The organism is Pseudomonas sp. NFACC13-1, from assembly GCF_900104425.1.
Classification (GTDB): Bacteria; Pseudomonadota; Gammaproteobacteria; order Pseudomonadales; family Pseudomonadaceae; genus Aquipseudomonas; species Aquipseudomonas fluorescens_AA.
On record NZ_FMXV01000011.1, the window covers coordinates 14,179 to 38,750 of the forward strand.

Consider the following 24,572-nt stretch of genomic DNA (forward strand, 5'->3'; position numbering starts at 1 on the left):
ATAATAGTCCGATGTTCTACGCAATGCTCGTCTCAGTTTGCAATGATCTGTTACTGAATTGATCCAAATCCGCCTCCCGGAGTTCAAGCCGATTGCGCCGTGAGCATTGGCCCCCGCGGCCAGGCCTGTTGTTGCAACTCGATCCAGGCGTTCAGGTTGGCTCCGACCATGCCTTTGCGCCACATCAGCCAAGTGGTGGCGCTGGCGAACGGCTCGGCCAGCGAATGCACCGTGACCCGCTCGCGGCCCGGCAGGCTGGCCAGCATCGACTCGGACATCAACGCCACCCCGGACCCGGCGATCACACACGCCAGCATCCCCTGGTAAGACTCGATTTCCATCGCCCGGCCCATGGTCGCGTGATCATGGGCAAACCAGGCCTCTAATCGCATCCGGTACGAGCAACCACGCCGGAACGTGAACACCGCGCGGCCCTGCACATCCAGGGCACTGCGTACCGGCGGATGATCGGCCTCGGTAATCAGCACCAACCGCTCGTCGCACAACGGCACGCCATCCAGCCCCGCCAACTCCAGTGGGCCGTCCACCAGTGCCGCGTCGAGCCGGTTGGTGAGCAGGCCTTCAAGCAGCTCGCCACTGGGCCCCGATTGCACTTGCAGGTTCACCGCCGGGTACGCCCGGTGATAAGCCGCGAGCAGGTCCGGCAAATGCGTCGCCGCCGTGCTGTACATCGTACCCAGCAGGAAATCCCCGGCCGGCTGCCCGCCCTGCACGGCGGCATGGGCCTCGTCGTGCAAGGCGAACAGCTTGGCCGCATAGTCCAGCAGCACTTTACCTGCGGGTGACAACTGCAAACGCTGACGCTCCCGCAGGAAAAGGTCCACACCCAGTTGCTCTTCAAGCTGCTTGAGCCGGGTCGACAGGTTCGACGGCACCCGGTGCAGGCGCTCAGCGGCCCGGGTGATGGAACCTTCCTCGGCCACGGCCTGGAAAATCCGCAGTTGACTGAACTCCATGACCTTCTCCAAAAAAGAACAAGTTACTCACTATTATTCATTTTTAATGAAAGTCAATCAGTCCTAGCCTGACGGTCATTCGCCCCGACATCGGAGAACGACCATGTCACCTCTTACTCGCCTGCTCGGCAGTTTCATCGCGCTGATGATGGCCATGGGCATTGGCCGCTTCGCCTTGACGCCCCAGTTACCTCACTTGATCGGCGAAGGTCAGGTCGACTTGACCGCCGCCGGTCTGATTGCCGCCGCCAACTACCTGGGGTACTTCCTTGGCGCGCTGGACGCCATGTTCGCCCGTCGTCCGGAACAGGTGCGGCGACGGTTGCTCGGCGGCCTGTGGCTGTGCGTGCTGCTGACCCTGGCGTCGTTCTGGGCCTGGGGCTTCTGGCCGCACCTGGCGCTGCGTTTCGGCACCGGCGTGGCGAGCGCCTGGGTGATGGTGATGATCACCGCCCTGAGCCAACCCTTGGCCGCGGCGGTGGGACGGCCACGGCTCGGTGCCCTGGTGTTTGCCGGGCCGGGCCTGGGGATTTTCCTGACCGGCCTGCTCGCCCTCGGCTCGAACCTGCTGGGCCAGACCTCCGCCACCCTGTGGCTGGTGTACGCCGGCGTGGCCTTGGCGATGTTGCTGGCGATCTTGCCGATCCTGCCGCAGCCGGCAGCCGCAACACCTGTCCCTGGGCCGACCGCCCCTTCGCCGAACGCGGGCATCGCTCGACTGGGCGTGGTGTACGCCCTGTACGGCGTGGGCTACATCATTCCGGCCACGTTCCTGTCGCAAATGGCCTCGGCGCAGTTCCACGGCCAATGGCTGGCCGATCTGTTCTGGCCCTGCTTCGGCTTGGCCGCCGCCAGCGGTGTGTTGCTGGTCAGCCGGCGACGGCCGAACCCGAACACCACCGGCCGCTGGCTGATCGGCACGCTCTGGCTGCAAGCCGCCGGGGTATTTGCCTGCCTGCTGGGCAGCGGGCCGGGGCTGGCGCTGGGGGTGATCCTGTGTGGCACACCGTTCCTGGCCTGCATGCAGTTGGTGATGCTGCGCTCCCGGGAACTGGCGCCCCACGCCACCCAGCGCAACGCTGGCCTGTTGACCGCCTGCTTTGCCGTGGGCCAACTCAGCGGCCCCCTGCTGGCGGCGCTGAGCAGCCATTTCAGCGGCGGCCTGCAACCGGCGCTGATCATTGCCGGCAGCGGCCTGGTGCTGGCCGGTGGCCTGTTGCTGCGGCCCGCCAGCCGAGGCGCGGCGAGCCCTTGCGCCCAGACCGCCCTGCGTTGATCAGGCCTGGCCGGCCGGGCTGAACGCCTTGCTCGACTGCGTGGCCGGCTCGCGTCGCGCCAAGGCGAAATACAACACCCCGCCGAGGAAGCAGCCGGTGAACCAGGCAAAGTTGGCCATCGGTTGCAGCACGGGTGTGAAGGTGATCGCCACACCCATCAGCGTCGCCGGAATCAACGCCTTGACCGCCGTCCAGTTGATGCCGCCGCTGTAGTAGTAGCGCCCGCTGGGCCCGTCATTGAACAGCGCATCCACGTCGATCTGCTGTTTTTTGATCAGGTAGTAATCCACCAGCAGGATCCCGAACAGCGGGCCGATGAACGCCGCCAGCACGTCCAGGGTGTAGTGGATCACTTCGGGGTTGTTGAACAGGTTCCACGGCGTGATGAAAATCGAAGCCACCGCCGCGATCATGCCGCCGGCGCGCCAACTGATTTTGCTGGGGGCGACGTTGGCGAAGTCGAAGGCCGGCGAGACGAAGTTGGCGACAATGTTGATGCCGATGGTGGCGGTCACGAAGGCAAAGGCCCCCAGCAAGACCGCCACGTCGTTGTCGATGCGCGCCACAGTGGCAATCGGGTCGTGAAGCATTTCACCGAACACCGGCAAGGTCCCGGAAACAATCACCACGGTGACCAGGGAGAACGCCAGGAAATTCACCGGCAGCCCCCAGAAATTACCCCGGCGCACGTCAGACATGCTCCGGCAGTAACGGCTGAAATCGCCGAAATTCAGGGTCGGGCCGGAAAAGTACGACACCACCAGGGCCGTCGCCACGATCACTTGGCCGAACGCCTGCCAGCCGGACAAGGACTTTTCCGCCAGGGTGAAGCTGATGTTGCTCCAACCGGCCTTCCACACGATCCAGCCGGCCAACAGGAACATCACGGCGTACACCACCGGCCCGGCCCAGTCGATGAAACGACGGATCGATTCCATGCCAGTCCAGAACACCAGCGCCTGGACAAACCACAGGCTGAGGAAACCGAACCAACCCAGGTAGGACAAACCGGCAAAATGCGGCGTCGCGTAAACCTCCATCGAAGGAAAAAACCGCAGCACCACGATGATCAGCGCGCTGGAGGCCAGGTACGTCTGAATGCCGTACCAGGCCACGGCGATCAAACCGCGAATGACCGCAGGAATATTCGCCCCGAACACCCCGAACGCCAGCCGACAGATCACCGGGTACGGCACCGCAGCCTGTTGGCTCGGCTTGGCGACCAGGTTGGCGATCAGTTGCACGATGCAGATCCCGCCGAGCAAGGCGATAAGCACTTGCCAACTCGCCAGGCCTAAGGCGAACAGACTGGCGGCGAAGACATAACCGCCGACGCTGTGCACATCACTCATCCAGAACGCGAAGATGTTGTACCAATTCCATTTCTGCGGCAGCGGGCCCAGGTCCTCGTTGTAGAGGCGGGGGCTGTAGCCGTTGGGCAATTGCTCGGACATTGCGGGGCTCCTTTGAGTACCGCCGTGCCCCCGTATCGACCTGCTCACCATACTGCGCACGGGAGCCGGCATGGTTTGTATACGCGTTGCTACGCAGAATGCGTGCCATACGCGCAGGATGTGAGACAAACCGGGGGGTGTGGCGCAGAGGAAGGCCACGCAGGAATAGGCATGCGCCCACGAACAGGGCGCGGGTGCATGCTAAAGGTGCAGGGATTTGTATACAGACTAAAGGCGGGCACAGTTCCTGTGGCGAGGGGATTTATCCCCGCTGGGCTGCGAAGCAGCCCCTGAGCCTGGCGCCTCGGTGTGCCAGGCAGGGCAAGTTAGCTATCGTGGGGCCGCTCCGCGCCCCAGCGGGGATAAATCCCCTCGCCACACAGAGTCCTTTTTGCCACAAAGCTGGGCTCGGCTGAGATCAGCTCAATTCAATACGATCGGCATGAATGACAATCTGCCCATTCTTGTACAGCGCACCAATGGCCTTCTTGAAGTTGCCCTTGCTCACGCCAAACAGGCTGCTGATCAGCGCCGGGTCGCTCTTGTCGCTGACCGCCAGGGTGCCGTTGTTCTCTCGCAACTTGGCGAGGATCTTGGCGTTCAGGCTGGTGGCGGCTTCCTGGCCCACCGGCTGCAGGCTCAGGCTGATCTTGCCGTCCGGGCGAATCTCCTTGATGAAGCCTTTTTCCTGCATGCCGGCGCGCATGAACTTGAAGATTTCATTCTTGTGGATCAGGCCCCAGTGCTTGTTATTGATGATCGCCTTGAACCCCATGTCGGTGGCTTCGGCGACCAGCAAATCCACTTCCTGGCCCGGCGTGTAGTTGGCCGGGGTCTTGTCCAGATAACGATCCAGGCGTGCCGTGGCGGTGATGCGGCGAGTGTGCTTGTCGAGGTAGACGTGCACCACGCAGTATTCGCCGGCGGTCATCTGGCGCTTTTCTTCGGAATACGGCAGCAACAGGTCCTTGGGCAGGCCCCAGTCCAGGAACACGCCGATGCTGTTGACCTCAACCACTTTCAGGCTGGCGAACTCACCGACCTGAACCTTGGGTTTTTCGGTGGTGGCGATCAATTTATCGTCGCTGTCCAGATAAATGAAAACATTGAGCCAGTCTTCATCTTCACTGGGAATATCCTTGGGAATATATCGATTGGGCAGCAGGATTTCGCCGTCCGCACCGCCGTCCAGATATAAACCGAAGTTAGTGTGTTTAACCACTTGCAAACTGTTGTAGCGCCCGACTAAAGCCATTTCCAATACCCTCATTGCGTGGGCGGCATTCTACCCGGTTTTGCGGCGCGATTCGTGGCCGCCGGCAAGGTTTGCCTGGAAGGCCTGGCACAAGCGTTGATTTTCCTGGGTTTTCGTCCGAGGCACAGCCATTCGTCAGGCCGGTAACGGTGCGTGCCGTCCACGCTCGGCATAATATTCTTCAAACGGTTGTTATTTAAAACAGAGGCTTAGGGCAATTATTGCCGGATAACGGCTGATTATTCCCGTCACGCCAGCGATCATTCAGAAGGATATTTGCCAAGCAATTGTCAAGTATTTCCTGTACGATGCCTGGCCCAATTAATTATCTACAGGTTAATGGCCGTCATGCGCGTAAAAGCATCCAACAGCAAAGCAAAGCCAGCTCCAGCCGTTGAAACCAGCGAGTCGATCAACGACCAGATCGCTGCGTTCCTCAAGTCCGGCGGCGAGATCCAGCAAATTGCCAAAGGCGTCAGCGGCCAGACATTCGGCCCGTCCAAGCAGATCAGCCTGGGCAAGAAGTAACCTGCGCGTCACCTGGTCCCAAAGCGCTTTGAGCTTCGAAGCGCTTGGACTGGACCCCTCCCCGCTCCATTCATTTCCCATGAATCGACGAACGGCCTTCGCTGCCGATCATTCGCCGGTATCCTTGCACCTCTCTAGCTCAAGCGTTTCAGCTTAATTCCTGCTCCTCGCTATTTCATGGAGTGAAGCATGCGTATTCCTATTGTTGCGCTGGCGATCAGCCTGTTGACGTGCTCCCTCGCCCAGGGGCAGGTGTTCCAACGCGAACTCGGCGACTTCGACCTCAAACTGGGCACCACCCCCAGCCGCAGCATGGCCGAGGGTCTCGTCACGCCGTCGAGCACCGGCTCGTTTCATGGTGGGTTGGACCTGAGCCACGACAGCGGCTGGTACGTTGGTCAGTGGTCACCCAGCGCCGGCCTGACCTCCTCGGCCGACCTCGAAATCGATTCCTACATGGGCTTTAAACAACCCTTCGACCAGACCCTGGGCTACGAGGTCGGCCTGATCCACTACAGCTACCCCACCGCCGATACCCTCGACAGCCAGGAGTTCTACGGCGGTCTGACCGTGCTCGGCAGCCGTTTCGGCGCGGCCCTGAGCAACGATCCGGACAAACAGAACAGCACGCTGTTCGCCGACCTGGGCGGCAACGTGCCGTTCGGCATTGGCATCAGCGCCAAATACACTACCCACCAGCTCAATACACCGGTGTCGGTCGAGAACGGCTACGTAGGAAGCTTCAGCGACTGGTCGTTGAAAATTTCCCGGCCTTGGAAGGGCCTCGACCTGGACCTGATCTACAGCGACTCAAGCCTCAGCGGCAGCAGTTGCTCGGCGTATTCCGGCCACAACAGCGAATGCGACAGCCTGCTGACCCTCAAGATGGCCCATCCTTTTTACTAAGCGTTACGTATTCGATCGGCTGAACTGCTGCGTGCCTGCCATGCTCCAACAAAGCACCTACGCTTTTGCAAGGACTCGCTCATGTCGCGCTGGTTGACCCGCACTGCCCTGTTCATCGCCCTGCTGCTGACGCTCACCGCCTGCAGCCGCGTAGGCCTGGCCTACCGCAACCTCGACCTGATCATCCCCTGGACCCTCAACGACTACCTGGAGATCAACGGCGAACAGAAAGACTGGTTCAACGAACGCCTCAAGGAGCACTTGAGCTGGCACTGCACCACGCAATTACCCGGCTACCTGGATTGGCTGGACCGCCTGAAGACCATGGTGCAAACCAACCAGGTGACCGACGAAGCCCTGCAGCAGCGCACCCGCGAAGCCAAGGCCGCGATAGCCGAAACCGCCCGGGAGATCACCCCGTCGGCCATCGAATTGCTGCAAGGCTTGAGCGACGACCAGGTCGCCGACATGGACGCGGCCTTCGTCAAGGACCAGCGCAAGCGCCAGCAGCAATACCTCAAGCCGACCTTGCAGGAGCAGATCCAGGAACGCAGCGAGCGCATGGTCAAACGCCTGAACGACTGGCTCGGCCCGCTCAACGACGCCCAGCGCCAGCGGGTAGTCGCCTGGTCCACCGCCCTGGGCGATCAGAACCAGCAATGGATCGCCAACCGCGCCCACTGGCAAAACCAGTTCAGCGAAGCCGTGGCCCAACGCCACAGTCCCGACTTCCCGAAACGCATCGAGCAGTTGCTGGTCAACCGCGAAAGCCTCTGGACCCCCGCCTACCGCGAAGCCTTCAGCAAAACCGAAGCCCAGGCTCGCAGCCTGCTGGTGGACCTGATGGCCGAAAGCACCCCGCCCCAGCGCGAACGGCTGCTGAAGAAAATCGACGGGGTGAAGAAGGATTTCACTGATTTGAAGTGCCTGAAAGCGGCACGGTCTTGAAACCACTGAAGATCCAATGTTGGAGCTCCAATGTGGGAATGTGGGAATGTGGGAATGTGGGAGCGAGCTTGCTCGCGATAGCGGTCTGACATTCAACAGATGTGTTGCCTGTTCAATCGCTATCGCGAGCAAGCTCGCTCCCACAGGATTCAGTGCAGGCCTGTCAGGCAATCTGCGCCTTGGACGCCAAATCATCAAACGTAAACTCATCCAGCGCATCTTCCTGGTCATCCAGCACCTGACGCGGATGATCATTACCCGGAATGCTGCTGTCGATCAGGCTCAGCAATCGCGAGCCACGGGGCGTCAGCACGAAATTCTCGCCATTACCGCCCTCGTCCTCCGGCCGCGGCTCGATATAGCCACGCTCCAGCAGTAATTTTTCATACTCCCCGGCGACTGCTTTCAGATGATCGAGGTTTCCGACCTCCTCGCCTGCTGCCGCTTTCTCCGCCACGTACTGCTCCGCATAAGGCCGAGGCGTAAAGCTGTGGCCGGCGCCGTTCTGCACTTCGTGCAACAACTTTTCGATCAAGTCCCAGTTATAAGTCGTCATCCTGGTCCATCCTCTGAAGAGTGAGATGCCTACCTAGGTTGTGACCGAGGTGCTGCGCCGCCGTTCAGCCGGGTTTCCGGGTGATCTCTGCCTTGAGCCGACCAACAGCCTGTCGAATTCATCGAAGGCCAAACGACCAGTTGCTGAAGCGCCCACTCAGCAGCTCTGCCATGCAGGAGAAATCACCATGAACGTAGAGAATCATCCGGTCGTCTCGCGAGAAGAATGGCTCGCCGCCCGCCGCCAACACCTGGCCCACGAAAAAGCCTTCACCCGCGAACGGGACAAACTCAGCGCCGAACGCCGCGCCCTGCCCTGGGTCAAGATCGACAAACCCTACCGCTTCCAAGGCCCCCACGGCGAACTGAGCCTGGCCGACCTGTTCGGCGGGCGCAGCCAACTGATCGTCTACCACTTCATGTTCGGCCCCGGCTGGACAGAAGGCTGCCAGGGCTGCTCCTTCCTCTCCGACCACATCGACGGCGCCAACCAACACCTGGCCCACCATGACGTGGCCGTGGTCGCCGTCTCCCGCGCCCGGTTCGCCGAGTTCCAGCCGTTCAAACGGCGCATGGGCTGGGCGTTCGACTGGGTCTCATCCAACGGCTGCGACTTCAACTACGATTTCGGCGTCAGCTTCAAAGCCGAAGACACCGCCGACGGAAAAGCCACCTACAACTACGAAAAAACCGACACCACCGAAGGCGAACTCCCCGGCCTGAGCGTCTTCTATCGCAACAAAGCCGGCGACATCTTCCACACCTACTCCACCTACGCCCGCGGCCTCGACATCCTGGTCGGCACCTACAACTACCTCGACCTGACGCCCAAGGGCCGCAACGAAGACGAAATCATGGACTGGGTGCGCCATCACGATAAATACGACGAGGCCAAGCCACATAGTTGCTGTCATGGCTGATACGTCCACTGGCCCAGTCGAGCGCGGTCCCCGTGGCGAGGGAGCTTGCTCCCGCTCGACTGCGTAGCAGTCGCCTTCTACGCCTGCCGGCGTAAATAGCGGAGTAATGAAAGGATGGGTAACTGAGGGCGCCTGTTTTCCATACGAGAACCGGACCAGACTACGATTAAAAAGACAGGCCGATCTCGATTGGTCTGTCTCAAGTCCCTAACTCGGGCGACGTCTGGGGGCGACTCAGGCGAAAGCGAGCTTTCTAACCTGCAACAAATCAACATGCTGACGAGCCACCCACAGATCGTAAGCATCCTGCATGGCCAGCCAACTCTCCGGCGAGCGGCCAAGCGCTACAGACAGCCGCAGCGCCATTTCAGGCGAAACACGGCTGGAGCCCTTCAAGACACGGCTCAATGTCGACGGGGCTACACCGAGCTTTTCTGCCAGCTCACGACCGCTGATGCCGTTCGGCTCCAGATAAATCTTGGTAATAAACTCCCCGGGGTGGGGAGGGTTGTGCATGTTCATCAGCACGGCACGGCGGAAGAAATCCTCACCTAGCGGGGGTATATCGCTGGTATCGATGTCCGAATCGTTCAACTTGACCAAGCACTCCCAATCGGTTTTCGATGTTTCCGGCATAACGTGCCTCCTGCTTAGTGGCTATTCGGGCGGAGACATGCAGATTTCATCGCCTCGCCGTTCGGTGTAACCAACCACGCCAACCACGCGCTGATCAGGCCGATGGTTCGACGCCGCTCACCTCTGATCAAAGACTACTGTCGAAACCGTCCTTCTGAAATCAGACGCATCTCGTATAGAAGTACGAAGGATCCCGCTCGGAGGTTGAAACTTCCTACTAAACGGACAAATGACAAACAAACTCGTAGTGCAAGAAACGAGGACTTATTCACATCACAACGAACACTAAGAGGCCAAGCCCAGCAGTGACCAGTGCGGATAAGCACAATCCTCAAATCGAGCACCGCCCCGTGGCGAGGGAGCTTGCTCCCGCTCGACTGCGCAGCAGTCGCTTGCTGCACCTGAGTCAAAGCCGACAACTGCCAGGCCAAAGGTCCTACATGAAGCTCGGAAAGCGGTGTCTTGTAGCTCAAGAGCGGATAGCCCTATAGTCCCTCGTCGCCCAAAAAGGCAGCCGGGTTTGGCGACCCGATCTACAGAGAGACTCATCAACTTTCGAGGCTCTGATTATGACCAAATACATGCCTATCACCGGAATCGACTGCACCCCGGCCACCCTGCTCATCGACACCGAAGCCCCGCTGGACGTCCTCTTCGAAACCGCCGACTACCGCATCCGCACCGTGACCCAGGTGCTGGAAAACATCGCGTTCCGCTCGGATATCAGCTCCGATACGGTGGTGCTTTCTGATTTTTGCAAACTACTGACGATATCTCTGCGCGACGGATGTGACGTGATGGATGTGATTGGGAGACGGTTGCGGGCGCAGGTAGCGGAGTAGATGAACGGCGGGCGACTTATGGTCGCCCGTTCGTACGTTGGTACTTATCGATATTTTTTTATAAAAACCGGAATTACCACTGGCGAAGCCGACCTGGGGGAATTGATCAAGCCCTCGCTTTTCGCCACTGGCACCCCTTTGCGCTTTATTGCCTCAAACAGACTTTCGGTGGCTGCTCCATTGATAAACTCGCCGCCGTCAGTGGTCACGCTCAACGCCAATTGACGTCGTTCCTCGGTCAATTGGAGCTGTTTGGTCCGAAAAAAAGTGTGCAATGCAACCTTCTGAAGCTTCGAAATACCCACATGAACGATCTCTACATATTTCAGTGCTTTGGCGTCCCACTCCTGTATATAAAGGGTATTTGCAGTCAGCGCGTAAGTGCAAAAATAATAAGCTCCAGTATTTGAACCTGGTGTTGAAATAATCAGTGAGCAGCGCCCATGCTGAAGAATTGGGTCGGTCAGCTCCGGAAAATCTTTGACGAGCTGAGCAGGAAACTGTTCACGGTCATAATAGATGGTGGCTTTGCCGTAGGGGGTTGTGTTGCAGGCCGACAAGAGCATTGCCAGACTAAAAAAGATACCAAGATAAAAATAACGCATAAATCCTCATGAAATTTCATGTCGATCACTAGACAAAGTTTTATCGCTACCGCTTGATCCATATGGGTGTCAAGCACGATTCGGTCGTAGCCATTGATGAGAAAACGGGTACGACGGGTTCAACCAGGCAGGTTGAGATAAGGGAGACCCTGCAGTTCAAAACTGCCGGGAGAGTTGGCTGTTACCTTGACTTGAGACCGGCTAATGGGTGTCCCCTTTTTGAATACTTTACGATGCAAAAAAACACCCGCTCTCATCAATCCAAATCACTCCTGGAATTTCATAAAAATAAACTGTTAGCTCGCTATCATTTTCAGATTCTGCACTTTCTGGCCAACAATCTCTTAGGGAAGACACAATCTTCTTCACATCTAAATCCCAATGAGCTGCTTCATCGTAAATAGAAAGCTTTGGACAGGGATTATCTGGGGAAACATAGCAATCAGCCCCGGGCTTAATGAATTTTATCTTACCATTAACCAGCAGATACTCAATCATGTAAAAAAACGCATCTTTTCGCTGTTCAAATGTAAATTCAGGGTTCCATGAACCAATTGTGCTAAAAAGAGCAGATATCCATAGACCAAATGAATCGCGAACTATTTCATCAAAAAACTTGACAGTCATCATGGCTTCCCAATTAGGAATTTTATTTCTGGGTTATATGTGGTCCCTGTGGCTGCCTTGGGAACATCGATAGTCCACGCAGGTCCAGTCTGACCGGATGAAGACGAGAAGTTCCGTAAAGTGTAGTTCCCCTCCGGGGTGCTAACCACATAAATATCACCTTTCCCAGAGATAGTGCGGGGAGAAGGTAGGGAAGTAGACCCTGTTAGTTCAGAAAAATACTGCTTAACCTCCACATCTGTTGCACCAGAGAATATTTTAGCATTGCCTGTGTTCGGAACCTCAATGAGAGAGCGATTTCCAATTTGGATGCCACTTCTGGTCTTGGCAGAACTAAACAGCTCAGTTATCTCGGCGCTACGACTTATGCTTGGAATGCCTTTTGGCCCCCCGCCATTTCCCCCTGCCCCCCCACGACCAGCCCGCCCAGCAGCCAACCCAACCGCCAGCGTCACTGTGCCCTCAATAATAGCTTTCGCATACTCCGGGCTAACCCCCCATTGAGAAACAAGGAGATCTGTCACTTCCTTGGAAGCATGCTCTGTAGTCACCCCGGCCAACAGATTTTGAAACTCGTTGTTTTCCGCGATCAAAAGCTCATAGGTTGCACGGGCTTCAGGTGACGCAGAATTCATCAGATCACGGAGCTGTTCTTTCCTGGCTTGTACCTCGGCATCCAGCTTCGAGATGCCCGCGCAGTTGCCTTTACTCTGACCACAGCTGACCAGCGCCTCCAGCGTCTGCCGCTCGCTCAATTCATGGTATGTGGTATATGCCTCATCTATGCATGGCCCCTCATTGCCGCACCCCAGTAGCTTGTTGGCTGCTCGCTCAAGATCGGAATGGGTCAAGTAATTGTATTGGGTGGCGTTGGCGGCAATGTCTGCCGCGATGCGTGGATCGCTGCCTGAAACCACCGCGGAGAGCACACCAAGCAACTGCGACATCGCCAACAGGTTGGCTTTATCCTGCTCGCCTCCCGGTCGATTTGGGTCATAGCCCTCAGGTAGCACCAAGTCCGCCAAGTATTGTACGAGCGCTTCGTTGGCGCCTCCCGCCAAGGCTCCCGTTTTAAAATCGCCGCCCATGGCCATCGACTTCAAACCACCGACCAAGGCGTGGGCGGCGACTTTGGTCGGGCTGCCTTCAGCCAAATTCAGATTGCCAATTTTATTGGCGGCAACCGCCCCGCCAATATCAATAACAGCACCCAACAGGTTGTTAACGAAGTTATCGCCCAGACTGCCACCTTGGATGGCGGTTTGGACCAAGGTGTCCGCCCCTGTCTTCAGGACAACTTGCCCTGCACTATCCCAGTTGAATCCTAACTTGGTCGGATCGTAGCCGAGGCTGTTTCCAATGCCCCCCAGCATCCCTGAAACCACATAGCCTTTGAGGCTTTCGCTGCTGGTGGTGTCTTTTAGAACTGCGCCCAAATCACCTTTATTGCTAATGGCGCTGTTCACTGCGTTGGTTTCCACGGCGATCAGAACAGCATTGGCGAAACCTGCCGAGAAGGTTCCTCCGGCGGCCCCTATCAGGCCTGCGCCAGCTCCGCCTGTGACGACTGCCAGCGCGATTGCCAAGACCATTTGAGCGGCGACGCCAAGCCCCGAGTTTGAATACTTGAAGCTTTGGTGAATTTCTTCCACACGACGCCAATCAACATCGCCCCGCTTTTCAGCCTCCTTCAACCAAGCCAGTTCAGGGTCGGCCTTTACCATTGCATCAATCGTTTGGCTGACGGTTTTCTGATCAATACGCTTGATATCAATATTCAAGCCATCGACCGCTTTGATGACTAATTCGCCCTTAGCCACCAACTGGCTCTGGCGCAAGGTCTCGTCCGTATGGCCTTTGCCCTTCATGGAATTCCAGGCCATGCTGGAACTGCTCTTCGTATGACTTTCCTGACTCAGGTCCTTCACACCTTCGAAAGTAATCGCCCCCCCACTCTGCACAGTCAGGTCACCCCCACTGTTCAGCTTCGCAGCCTGATACCGCTGGTCATCCCCACTGACCAACGTCAGATCACCGCCCGCAGTTATTTCACTCCCCACGTTCGTGACCTTGGTCACCTCGTCATGCTTGGTCTTCTTTTTCCCCCAACTGCCTTTTTTCTTCTTGTCGTACAGCGAATAGTCACTGTCCTGCGCCGCCAGCACATCGAGGTTTTCGCCCGCCACCAGATAAGCCTCGTCCCCGGCGCTGATGCGGCTGGAGATGATGGCCATGTCTTTTCCGGCCCCCATCGTCACGTCACCGCCGGCGGTGATGGCGCTGCCGATCTGTTTGACGTGATCTTCCTGGGTGGTGACTTTTTTCGTTTTGGAATAAGAGTGGGTTTCGTCGGCCGCGGAGGAGATGGTCATATTCTCCCCGGCAGTCAGTGCGACGTTGCGCTCGGCCCCGAGTTGGCTGGCGATGACGTTGAGATCCCGGCCAGCGTTCACGATCAGGTCACGACCTGCTTGGGCGCTGGAGCCGAACTGCGTCACCGCGCTTTTGCGGACACCATTGTTGCTGGCACTTTCCTGTTGGGCTGAGACGATGATCGCGTCCCGGCCGGCATCGATCGTGGTGTCACGCCCACTGACCATGACGCTGCCGACGCTCTTGATATCGCGTCCGGCGCCCATGTCCAGATCATTGGCAGCCTCGATACGGGCGGCGCTGTCCATGAAGTCCTGTCGCCGGCTGTAGTTTGCGGTGGTCACGGTACGCTCGTTGACGACGTCCCCCATCACCGCCTTGATGTTGACGTCACGCCCGGCGAGGATCCCGCCAGCCTGGTTGGCGATGTTGTTGACCGCCAACAGGTCCAGACGATTACCGGCCTGGATCAAGCCACTGTTGACCAGATCGTTGCCCGCGGTCGCCGACAGGTTGTTGGCGGCGCGCAGGGTGCCGACGTTATCGAGGTTTTGACCAGCGATCAGCGTCACGTCATTACCGGCGATCAGCGCACCGGTCGGCCCGAGGCGGCCTTCGGCCTGGGCCAGGTACAGCACCGGCACCAGAACTTTTTCACCATTCACTTCGTGCTCTTCGAGCCAGACGATGTCGTGAGTCAGCGCGGCGACTTGTTCCGAAGTCAGCGTCACGCCCACCGACAGGCCGAGTTCCTGCTTGCTGGCGATGGCGTTGTTCATCAGGTATTTGAACAAGCCTTCGTCGCTGGTCTGGCCGTCGATGAAACGCTGGCCGGTGCGGGCAACGACCGCCTGTTGGATCAAGCGCTGTTCGTAGAGGCCATCGCCCAGGCGTTTGGCGCTTTGGTCCGGGTCGTAGCCGAGGTTTTGCAGCAGGTAGTCCGAGCTCATGAACGATTTGAGGTCGGTGAGCACGGGGTTGGTTTCGATCAGGTACTTCTGCGGATTGGACTTGAAGGAAGTCTCCGGTACACCTTGAACGCGCACGACCGCCTGGCTGGCGGCTGGCGTATCCACCGCATTGCCCACCTGTGGAACGACCTGTGCCGTTGGAAGCAGGTTGGTACCCGTGACATTCACGGCGGCCACTTGAGTCCCGGCGCCGACGCCGCCGTTGCGACTTGGCATTGGCAGCGAGTGGCTGCCTTCAACGGGCGCACTGACGTTGAGCGTACTGGCGCTCACGTTGCTGTCGTTGGCTTGACGAGCGATCAGGGCCAGTTGCCGATCACTGGTGCCCACCGCCGCGATAGCACCTACCTGGACATCACGAGCTTGAGCATCAGGCAAGTCTTGCTGGCGCTGGCGGGTGCTGATCGAGGCGCTGCCCATGCTCCAGTTTTGCGAGCCGGTGCTGGCTTGGGTGGCCTGTTGAGCCGAACCACCTTGGCCGCTCAAGCGGAACAGACCGTTTTGCCCGGAGGGCAAGGCGAAACCAGGAAGGCTCAGCGGGTTCACCTGCTGCTGGGCGCGATCAGGTGGCAGCTGATTGTTGATCCTTACGACGGTGGTGCCGGTTCCGCTTGCCTGGGTGTTCGCCACTTTATTGGTACCGCCACTGGCAGCGTAGTCCTCATGGATGACACTGTTCTGCAGGTCTTTGGTTGCGGTGATCGAGACGTTACCGCCGGCCTGGATGACGGCGTTACGGCTGCCGACTGTACTGGCGGCGCCGGAACTGTCTTTGACGATTTCGATGTCACTTAGAAGGTTGTACTGATCCAGGTTTGGCATCTGAAGCAGGTTGTTCGGATCGTACTGGGATTGCGTGGTGTTCTCGAAACCGTAGCTCAGCCCGGGCAGTACGAGGTTGTAGTCTCCACGTGTTTTGACAGTGGCCCCTGTATCGACATCTGTAAGAGCCACCACGGAAAGCGTTTCACCGTCTCGCCCCCCTTCCCTGTAGCGAGTCGATTTGGGGATGGCCTTGTGAATATTCCCGTCCAGATCAAGGTAATAGACATACGGGAAATCAGGGTTATTGCGCTGGTTGTAAGGAGTCAGGACGTTGGCGAAAAACCGCCCGGTACCGCCGTCGCTCATACCTGCGACTTGATACATGCGCGTGCGCTCGATGGTTCCGTTCTGCGCACCGATGTTCTGTACGTTGTCGGCCACGATGTTGATATTGCCGCCAGCGCTCACCGTACTTTTACTGTTGAGAAAGCTGCTGCCTTGGAACACGAAATCCTTGCCGGCCGTCAGCAGCGCCGAGGCACTGGTGTCGTTGTCAACACTTTCAAAGACCTCACGGGCCGCCAGCGTGAAGGTGTAATAGTCCCCTTTGCAGTCATTACATATATTGGCGATAAACCCCGAAATCAGCTTGCGCCCACCAGACGCCACCGCGCCCTCGGTACGGTTCTGGAACCCATCGGCGTTGATCGTGAATGTGCCGCCGCTCTCCATCGAGCCGGAGACATTGTTCACGCTGGCGGCTCGTGCGGCGCCGCCATAACCACCCATCAAAACATTCCCCAACCCGTAAAGATCGCCGCTCTGGTTGGTGAAGTTGCTCACGCCCAGCGTCATGTCCGCACCGCTGAATACCAACCCGCGGTCATTGAGCAGCGAAGGGGTTTTCAATACGAGGTTCCGGGCCGAACCCAGGGTTCCAGAATTGATGAGGTTCCCGGCCTGGACGGTCAGGTTTGTACTGGAGGTCAGACGCCCGGCATTGATCAGTTGCCCACTGATGTTTACCGTGGTGTCGCCACCGCCAGCGATGCTGGAAGCCGCGCCCAAATTCAGTTGCGCTGCGGTCAGGTCGATACCACCGAGGCTCGACATCCGCCCGCTGCCTCCGTAGCTCCCCCCCAACGCCAGACTGATCGAACCATCACTGGCAATCAGCCCATCGTTACTCCAATTCCCCCCGTTCCCCACCAGGCTGGTAGAAGCCAGCAACTGCCCGGTCCCGGTCTGAGTCAGGTTGTTCACGTTGACGGTCAGGCGTCCGGCCTGGATCACGCTGCTGTTGGTCCAGCTGTCGGCGGTCAGCGTCAAGCCGCCGCGGGTGACGAGGCTGCCACCGGCGTTGGTGAGGTTGGCGGTGGAGATATCGAAGTTGCCGCTGCCCACGTGTAACAGGCTGCCGCCCTGGTTCTGGAAGTTGGCGGCGTTGAGGATCAGGCCATTGTTGGCGGTTTCCAGCGTGCCATTGCGGTTATCGAACAGGCCGCCAATCTGGAAGCTGGTCGTGCCGCTCCCACCCAAGGCACGCAACTGTCCGGTCTGGTTATCCAGGCTCGCCGCCTTGATCGCCAGGGTGCTGTCGCTTTCGATAATGCCCAGGCGGTTGTTCAACGCGCCGGTGAGGTCCAGGTCGATCTGGCTGCCGGCGATCTGGCCGTCGTTGTCACCGCTGTTGTCAAAATCGTTGGCGCTGACGTTGATCTTGCCTTTGGCATAGAGGCCGCCGTTGCGGTTGTCGAAATTGCCGGTGGTGACGGTGGCGTCACCGGTCTGTGCGGAGATGCGCCCGCCGTAGTTGTCGAGGCCGCCGCGTGCGGTCAGGTTCAGGCGCTGGGCCTGGGTGATGCCGCCCTGGCGGTTGTTGTTCAGGTCGTAGCCGTTTTTCAGCACGCCGGTCAGTTGGGTGGTGAGCAGGCCTTGCAGGCTGGCGAGGACGCCGCCACGGTTATCAAAATGGCGACCCGCTACGGTCACATCGCCGGCCTTGGCTTGGAGGCGGCCGCTCTGGTTATCGATGTCCGCATCGACCGTGAGTTTCAACCCTCCTTGGCTTTGCACCACACCCTTGCCGTTGGTAAGGCTGGCCGCGTCGATTTCCACGCCGCCGTTCTGGCTGTAGATCAAGCCATCGGCATCGTTCTGGACGGCGCCGGAGGTATTCAAGACCAACGAATCATTGGCCGCGACGGTGCCGCGATTGCGGTTGTCCAGGCCGCCGGTGAGCAGGGTCAGCAGGCCCTGGCTGGCGATCTGGCCGCCCTGGTTGTTGATCTGCGTGGCGCGTTCGACCCGCAGTGGGCCGGCGCTGGCGAGCTTGCCCGTGGTGTTGGTCAGGGCGCCGAGCAAGTCCAGGGTCACGGCGGCGTTGCCGATCAGGTTGCCGCCGCTGTTGTCCAGGGAGGTGCCGGTGAAGCTCAGGGCTTGTTGTGCATTGACGGTGCCGCCGGCATTGCCCAGGGTCATGGCCTTCATGACCAGAATGGCGCCGCTGTCGATCAAGCCGCCTTGGGCGTTGTTCAGCGAACCGCCAGTGACGGTCAGGGTCTGGTCGCCACCGCTGGACAGAATCCCGCCCCGGTTATCCAGGCTGGCGGCGCTGACAGTGAGTTTTTTCTGGCCAACCAGGGCACCGGCAGCGCTGTTGAGCAGAGCCCCGCTGAGGGTGACGCCGACGTCTCCATTGCGGCTGGAGAGCGTGCCGTTGTTGCGGTTGTCCAGGCTGCTGCCACTGACCTGCAAGTCTTGCCATCCAGAGATCAAGCCGTTCTGGTTGACCAAGCTACCGCCCTTTAGGCTCAGGCTCTGGCTGCTGATCAGTTTGCCGCCGCTGTTATCGAGTGTCTGGCCGCTGAGCGTGAAGCTCTGGCTACTGGAAATTTCGCCGCCTTGGTTGTTCAGGTTGCGCAGGCCGTTGAAGGTCAGCGGACCTTTAGCGGTGATCAGGCCATTGCGGTTGTTCAGGTCATGGCCGCCCAGGTTCAGCGCCATGACTTGTTCGCCCAACAGACGTCCGCCGTTTTGAGTGAGCGTCGCGAGGGTCAGGTTCATATCGCCCTTGGCCGACACTTCGCCGCCGTCGCTGGAGTCCAGCGCGTTGGCAGTCAGCGTGAGGTCACCCTGGGCATTGATCAGGCCGTTGGCGCTGTTGTTGAGCGCCATGGCGTTGAGCAGCAAGGCACCACTGGCCAACACGCTGCCGCCCTGGTTGTTCAAATCGCCGCTGTTGAGCGTGAGCAATTGCGCGGCGCTGATGAGACCTTGGGCCTGGTTATCCAGTTGCTGATCGATCGCCAGGACGAGGTTACCGCGGCTGGTGAGGACACCCCCGTTGTTGTTCAGGCTCTGGGCGTGGGCATCGACGGTTGCCGCGCCGATCATGCCTTTGACGTTGCTCAGCGCCTGGGCGACGCGCAGGGTCAGGCCCTGGTTGCTGAGCAGCCGGCCGCCATCGTTGGTGAGGTTTTGTGCCGCCAGGGTGAAGGCTTGGGCGCTGGAGATTTCACCGCCCTGGTTGTTCACACCGAGGAGGTTTTTCAGCAGCAACGTACCGGGGGCGTTGATCAGGCCGTTCTGGTTGTTGAGCTGGCCGTTGTTCAAGTCCAGGCTCAGCGAGGTGTTGCTGAACAACTGCCCGCCCTGCTGATCCAGGCCGGAAACCGAGGCAGTCAACGCGCCCTGGCTGCCGATGCGGCCGCCGTCCTGGTTGGTGACCTGGGCCGCCTTGAGGTTCAGCGTGCTGCCACTGTTGAGGCGTCCATTCTGGCTGTTGTCGAACGCGCCGGTGGTGACATTGACCGCGCCCTTGCCGCTGATGCTGCCTTGCTGACGGTTGTCCAGGGCCGTGCCGCTGAGCGACAACGCGCCGTCGGTCACCAGTTCGCCGCCCTGGTTGTCGAGGCGGCCCAGGCTTTTAACGGTGAGGCTCGCCGCGCTGGACAAGCTGCCGCCGCTGTTGCTCAGGTTGGCGGCGCTGACGTCGAGGGTACCTTCGCTGCTGAGTTGACCCTGGGTGTTGATGAGGTCGCCACTGAGGTCGATGCGCTGGTTCTGCTGGCTGACCAGATAGCCGCCGCTGTTGTCCAGGGAACCGCCCTCGAGGCTCAATTGGGTCTTGGCACTGAGCAGGCCTTTGGTCCGGTTGAGCAGCTTGTCCACGGTGAGCTTCAAGCTTTGCCCGGCGAATATTTGGCCGCTGTCGCTGTTGTCGAGGTTTTTGCTCACCAGTGTGACGCCCGTGTTACCGCTCAGCTCGCCGCCACGGTTGTCGAGGTCGTCAACGTTGAGATCCAGCACTTTTGTCGCGCCGATCAAACCGGCCTGGCGGTTGTCGAGGCGGGAGGCCTTCACTGTCAGGTCCGTGGTGCTGACCAGCGTGCCTTGACGGTTATCCAGCGCGGTGACGGTAGCGTTGAGCCCGGCTTTGCCGGCGATGCTGGCGGCACGGTTGTCCAGGCGATCAGCGTTCAATGTCAGCGCACCGTCGGCGATCAGCGAACCGCGCTGGTTGTCGAGCAGGGTATCTACGTTCAAATCGAGCTGATCGAGACTGCTGACCAGGCCATCGCTGTTATCCAGGCTGGCGCTGTGGCTGTCCACGGACGCGGCCGAGATGATCCCGTTGGCGTTGTTCAGGGCCTGGGCTGTCCTCAGGACCAGGCCTTGATTGCTGAGCAGCTTGCCGCCGCTGTTATCGAGGTTCCGCGCCGCCAGGGTGAACGCTAGCCGACTGGAAATTTCACCGCCCTGGTTGTTGACGTCCTTGAGGTTGCTCAGCAGCAACAGGCCCGGGGCGTTGATCAGGCCGCCCTGGTTGTTCAATTGCCCCTGGTTCATGTCCAGGCTGACGCTGGTGTTGCTGAACAGCTCCCCATGCTGTTGATCCAGCCCAGTGACCGATGCGCTCAAGGCCTGGCTGCTGGCGATACGGCCGGCGGCGTTGTTCACCTGAGCGGCGGTGAGCTTGAGGGTGTTGCCCGAGGTCAGGCGGCCACCTTGACTGTTATTGAAAGCGCCAGTGCGGACCTCAGTGGCGGCGCTGCTCGAGATCAGGCCTTTCTGGCTATTGTCCAGGCTGGCGCTTTTGAGGCTCAGCCCGGCGTCGGTGCTGATGGAGCCGCTCTGGTTGATCAGCCCACCCTGGCTGACGATGGACAACGCACCGGCGCTGCCCAGACTGCCAGCGGCGTTATCGAGGCTGCCGGCGTTGACGGTCAGTTCATCTTCGCTGCTGATCAGGCCTTTGTTGTTCAACAATGCGTTGTCGAGTGTGATCACCAAAGCATTCAGGCTGCTGAGTGCGCCATCGCTGTTGTCCAGCGTACTGCCTGTGAGCGTGAGGCGGCCTTGGGCGTGGATCAGGCCCTTGGTCTGGTTGATCAGTTGCGCGACTTTCAATTCAAGCGCGCTGCCGGCAATCAGTTTGCCGCCGTCGCTGTTCTGCAGCCGTTGACCGCCGACCTTGACGTCCAGCCCTGCGGACAGTTCGCCCGCCCGGTTATCGACCTGCCCAACCTGCAAATCCAGCGCTTTTGTGGTGCCGACCAAGCCACCGTTGCGGTTATCCAGAACGCTGCCGGTCAGGCTCAGGTTGCCTTGCGAGACCAGCGCGCCGCCCTGCTGTTGCAGGGTATCGATCCGCGCGGTGAGGTCGGTTTGGCTGGAGAGGCGGCCAAGGGCGTTTTGCACCTCATTGGCCTTCAAGTTCAGCGAGCCGACGCTGCTCAGCAGGCCACCGCTGTTGTCCAGCCGCGTGACTTCGACACCGACGCCGGCCTTGCCGGTGATGATCCCGTTGCTGCGGTTGTCCAGTTGCGCGACCGTCAGTTGCAGCGCTTTGTCGGCGCGGATGTTGCCGCCACGGTTGTCGAGCGAATCGCTGCGCACGGTCAGCAGGTCGACCCCGGTGAGGCGACCGCCGCGGTTGTCGAGGCTACCGGTTTGCAAGTCAAGTGCGCCCTTGGCGATCACTTCGCCCTGGCTCTGGTTGTCCAGCAGGCCGCTGATGCGTGCGCTCAGGCTGCCGTCGCTGATCACCTGGCCGGCGTTGCCGTTGTTCAGGCTCGCGGCCTGGATGTCCACGACCTTGCCCGAACCGAGCACGCCCTCGCGGTTGTCCAGCGCACCGCCCAAGCTGATGTTCAAGGCGTTATCGCCCAGCACCTGACCGTTGCGGTTATTCAGGGTCATCGCGTTGAGCCGGGTCAGACCGGCACTGGACACTTCGCCCTCCAGGTTGGTCAGCGTTGCGTCGACGTTCACGCTCAGGTCGGCGTCGCTGCTCAAGGTGCCGCTGCTGTTGTCCAGGCTGGCGGCGCGCACGGCAAGGCCATTGGCCGAGACCCATCCTTGGGCGTTGTTCAACGCCTGGGCAATGGTCAGGTTGAGGCCCTGCTTGCTGACGACCTTGCCGGCGCTGTTGTCCAGGCTGTTTGCATTCAGGCTGAAGGCCTTGTCGCTGGAGATCTCGCCGTCACGGTTGTTCACGGCGGCGAGGTTGTTCAACAGCAGCTCACCGGGGGTGCTGATCAGCCCGCCCTGGTTGTTCAATTGCCCATGGTTGAGGTCGAGGGAAAGGCTGGTGTTGCTGACCAATTGGCCGTTCTGTTGCTCCAGCCCGGTGACGCGGGCATTCAGGGCTTTGCCACTGGCGATGCGGCCGGAGGTGTTGTTCAGCTGACCGGCCTTCAGTGCCAGCGTGTCGCCGCTGATCACGCTGCCACCCAGGTTGCTCAGGGTCGCGGCGCTGTCGATGTTCAACGCACCGACGCTGGTCAACTGGCCCGCATCGTTAGTGATACCGGCGGCTTTGACGCTGGCGCTGGTGTCGCTTTTGAGGCTGCCTTGGGCATTGAGCAGTTGCCCGCGCAGGTCCAGGTTCATCCCTTGCCGGGCGTACAGCGAGCCCTGGCGGTTGTCCAGTTGCCCGGCATTGACAGCCAGGGCGCCTCGGGTGGAGATCAACCCTTGGCTCTGGTTGGTCAGGCGTTCCAGGGTCAGGCGCAAGTCGCCGTAGGCAATCAGTTTGCCGCTGTTGCCGTTGCTCAGCTCGGTGCCGGTCAGCGCCAGGATACCCTGGCTCGACAGCTCACCGCCGCGGTTATCCAACGTGCCTACGGTGAGGCTGGCAGCCTGGCTTGTGGTGACGATGCCGCTCTGACGGTTGTCCAGGCTCGCCGCGTTGAGGGTCAGCAGTCCGGCCGAGGACAGCAACCCCGTCTGATTCAGCAACTGCGCCGACATGCTGGCGGTGAGCGCACCGTCACTGAGCAAGCGGCCTGCGGTGTTATCCATCGACGCAGCGCTGAGCTGCACGCTCTTGCTTGAAGTGATCCGGCCGCTGCGGTTGTTCACCTGGCTGCTGGCGTTGATAACCAACCCCTGCCCCGCCGCGACCAGACCCGCTACGTTGTCCAGCGAAGCAACGCGCAACGTAACGCCGTTCAAGCCGGTGAATTCGCCACTGGTGTTATTCAACTGCCCGACATTGGCCGTCAGGTTGCCGTTGCTGCTGACTGTGCCCTGGGTATTGAGCAGTGTGTTGGCGGTGATGTTCAGCGTATTGCTGCTGAGCACCCGTCCTTTACTTTGATTGTCCAGGGTCGCGGCGTTGACTGTAGTGGTCTGCCCGCCGCTCAGGGTTCCGCCCTGGTTACTCAGCGTCTGCGTCACGTTGGCGGTGAGGTTACGACTGGCAACAACGCTCTGACCATTGTTATTCAGGCTCTGCGCCGTCAGGCTCACATCCCCCGTCGCGTTACGGGTGTTGTCCGCATTGACCCCGGCCTCGATGATGCCGCTATTGGTCAACTTCCCGCCCGCGTTCAGCGTAATGCTGTCCCGCGCCGCAAGACTCTGCTGGTTGCTCAGGTTGCCCTGGGCCTGGGCGTTCAACGTGGTGCCGGCGTAGACCGGGCCTTGGGCATCGAGGCTCGCGGCTTTGACGTTGATCGTGCCGGTGGCCGAGGTCTGCGCCAGGCTCAGGTGGCCGTTGGCATCGAGCTGAATATCCCCACCGCTGGCAATCAGCTTGCCGTCCAGCTTCACCCCAACCCCGGCCTCGGTGCCCACCAGCTTGATGGCGCCTGCATACATCCCACCCAACGCCGAAGAGTCGATGGCCAGCTGCGGCTTGGCGCTGCCGTCGTCGGCGCGTGTCGTGGCGCTCAAGGTGTCGGCGTTGACGTCGTTGCGCCCGGTGACGATGGTCAGGTTCTTGGCCTGGATCTCGGCGTTGATCCTGGCGCTGCGAGTGATGATTTCGAAACTGTCGACGTTGTTGGCGTTGAGGCCCGCGCCCTCGACCGCGACACTGCCTTGGTCGACCTGATAGCGGCTCACCTGGCCGTTCTCGATGATTGGCTTGCCGGTGGTCAGAGTCGCTTTCGGGGTATTGATGAAGCCGCAGCCGTTGCAGGTAATGCCGTAGGGGTTGGCCACGATCACGCGGGCCGATTGCCCGGCTACTTCGGTGTAGCCGCGCAACTGGCTGGGGTTGCCGCCGTTGACTTCGTTGAGGATGGTGGTGGCGGCCGTGCCGTTGAGGTTCGGGTTGCCGATAATGATCCCGCCCAGTTGCGTGGACTGGGTGCGGGCGGTGGCGTTGTTGAGGATCACGCCGTTGCTGCCGACGTTGTAGTCGCTGAACTGGTTGTGGGACAGACCGCTGCCGTTGGGTTTGGCGATGTTGACGATAGGCACGCCATTGCCTGCCTGGCTGAGGCCGGTGCCCGGTGCACTGACGACAATGCCGTCGGCCTGGGCCCACAGCGGTTGCCAGAACATGACGTTGACCAACAGGAACGCCAGGCCGCGCTTGGGCATGCCGAGAAACCGCTCTCGGTTTTTCAGGACAGCAGAAGGTTGGCGGGCCAGGAAGGCGTATTGGCGGTCGTCCATGTTCAGGTCTCGTTGCAGCA

14 protein-coding genes are annotated in these 24,572 nt (G+C 59.9%); 6 read left to right on the forward strand and 8 right to left on the reverse strand.

Going from position 1 to position 24,572, the window contains the following annotated elements; all coding sequences use genetic code 11:
* Nucleotides 1-83: 83 nt before the first annotated feature.
* Nucleotides 84-977 (reverse strand): putrescine utilization regulator PtrR, encoded by an 894-nt coding sequence (locus BLQ55_RS15190; protein ID WP_092254892.1) that lies wholly within the window; start codon nucleotides 975-977, stop codon nucleotides 84-86.
* 103 nt (nucleotides 978-1,080) lie between these two features.
* On the opposite strand from BLQ55_RS15190, the gene BLQ55_RS15195 reads away from it, so the two are divergent.
* On the forward strand, nucleotides 1,081-2,253 hold the full coding sequence (locus tag BLQ55_RS15195; RefSeq protein ID WP_092205071.1) for an MFS transporter: 1,173 nt from the start codon (nucleotides 1,081-1,083) through the stop codon (nucleotides 2,251-2,253).
* Here the strand turns inward: BLQ55_RS15195 and BLQ55_RS15200 are convergent, their stop codons facing one another.
* Both BLQ55_RS15200 and BLQ55_RS15205 read right to left on the reverse strand, forming a co-directional pair.
* Nucleotides 2,254-3,708, reverse strand: coding sequence for an NCS1 family nucleobase:cation symporter-1 (locus BLQ55_RS15200; protein ID WP_060738694.1), 1,455 nt, complete (start codon nucleotides 3,706-3,708; stop codon nucleotides 2,254-2,256). It lies immediately after the preceding gene.
* A 418-nt stretch (nucleotides 3,709-4,126) separates the two neighbouring features.
* Entirely contained in the window at nucleotides 4,127-4,963 is an 837-nt protein-coding gene (locus tag BLQ55_RS15205; RefSeq protein WP_060738695.1) for a CvfB family protein, read from the reverse strand.
* Between the two features lie 339 nt (nucleotides 4,964-5,302).
* Between BLQ55_RS15205 and BLQ55_RS15210 the strand changes: the two genes are divergently transcribed.
* The 3 genes from BLQ55_RS15210 (at nucleotide 5,303) to BLQ55_RS15220 (ending at nucleotide 7,345) form a co-directional block, all read left to right on the forward strand.
* Nucleotides 5,303-5,491 carry a hypothetical protein gene (locus tag BLQ55_RS15210; RefSeq protein ID WP_018607615.1) on the forward strand — a complete coding sequence of 63 codons (189 nt, stop codon included), beginning with the start codon at nucleotides 5,303-5,305 and terminating at the stop codon, nucleotides 5,489-5,491.
* 189 nt (nucleotides 5,492-5,680) lie between these two features.
* Complete coding sequence (locus BLQ55_RS15215) at nucleotides 5,681-6,397, forward strand: TorF family putative porin (protein WP_092205072.1); 717 nt, start codon at nucleotides 5,681-5,683, stop codon at nucleotides 6,395-6,397.
* An 81-nt stretch (nucleotides 6,398-6,478) separates the two neighbouring features.
* Nucleotides 6,479-7,345 carry a DUF6279 family lipoprotein gene (locus BLQ55_RS15220; protein WP_092254895.1) on the forward strand — a complete coding sequence of 289 codons (867 nt, stop codon included), beginning with the start codon at nucleotides 6,479-6,481 and terminating at the stop codon, nucleotides 7,343-7,345.
* A 163-nt stretch (nucleotides 7,346-7,508) separates the two neighbouring features.
* On the opposite strand, the gene BLQ55_RS15225 is transcribed toward BLQ55_RS15220, so the two are convergent.
* Nucleotides 7,509-7,901: a transcriptional regulator gene (locus BLQ55_RS15225; RefSeq protein WP_092254898.1), complete on the reverse strand. Its 393-nt coding sequence runs from the start codon at nucleotides 7,899-7,901 to the stop codon at nucleotides 7,509-7,511.
* Between the two features lie 187 nt (nucleotides 7,902-8,088).
* On the opposite strand from BLQ55_RS15225, the gene BLQ55_RS15230 reads away from it, so the two are divergent.
* Nucleotides 8,089-8,820, forward strand: a complete 732-nt coding sequence (locus BLQ55_RS15230; RefSeq protein WP_092254901.1) for a DUF899 domain-containing protein — start codon at nucleotides 8,089-8,091, stop codon at nucleotides 8,818-8,820.
* A gap of 234 nt (nucleotides 8,821-9,054) precedes the next feature.
* Here the strand turns inward: BLQ55_RS15230 and BLQ55_RS15235 are convergent, their stop codons facing one another.
* Nucleotides 9,055-9,342: a HigA family addiction module antitoxin gene (locus BLQ55_RS15235; protein ID WP_092255078.1), complete on the reverse strand. Its 288-nt coding sequence runs from the start codon at nucleotides 9,340-9,342 to the stop codon at nucleotides 9,055-9,057.
* Nucleotides 9,343-10,025: 683 nt separating this feature from the next.
* Between BLQ55_RS15235 and BLQ55_RS15240 the strand changes: the two genes are divergently transcribed.
* Entirely contained in the window at nucleotides 10,026-10,298 is a 273-nt protein-coding gene (locus BLQ55_RS15240; protein ID WP_092254904.1) for a hypothetical protein, read from the forward strand.
* 44 nt (nucleotides 10,299-10,342) lie between these two features.
* Here the strand turns inward: BLQ55_RS15240 and BLQ55_RS15245 are convergent, their stop codons facing one another.
* The 3 genes from BLQ55_RS15245 to BLQ55_RS15250 form a co-directional block, all read right to left on the reverse strand.
* Nucleotides 10,343-10,903, reverse strand: a complete 561-nt coding sequence (locus BLQ55_RS15245; protein ID WP_092254907.1) for a hypothetical protein — start codon at nucleotides 10,901-10,903, stop codon at nucleotides 10,343-10,345.
* 228 nt (nucleotides 10,904-11,131) lie between these two features.
* On the reverse strand, nucleotides 11,132-11,530 hold the full coding sequence (locus BLQ55_RS31590; protein WP_143011740.1) for a hypothetical protein: 399 nt from the start codon (nucleotides 11,528-11,530) through the stop codon (nucleotides 11,132-11,134).
* Nucleotides 11,530-24,552 carry a two-partner secretion domain-containing protein gene (locus tag BLQ55_RS15250; protein ID WP_092254911.1) on the reverse strand — a complete coding sequence of 4,341 codons (13,023 nt, stop codon included), beginning with the start codon at nucleotides 24,550-24,552 and terminating at the stop codon, nucleotides 11,530-11,532. The genes BLQ55_RS31590 and BLQ55_RS15250 overlap by 1 nt, the downstream gene beginning before the upstream one ends.
* Nucleotides 24,553-24,572 lie beyond the last annotated feature (20 nt).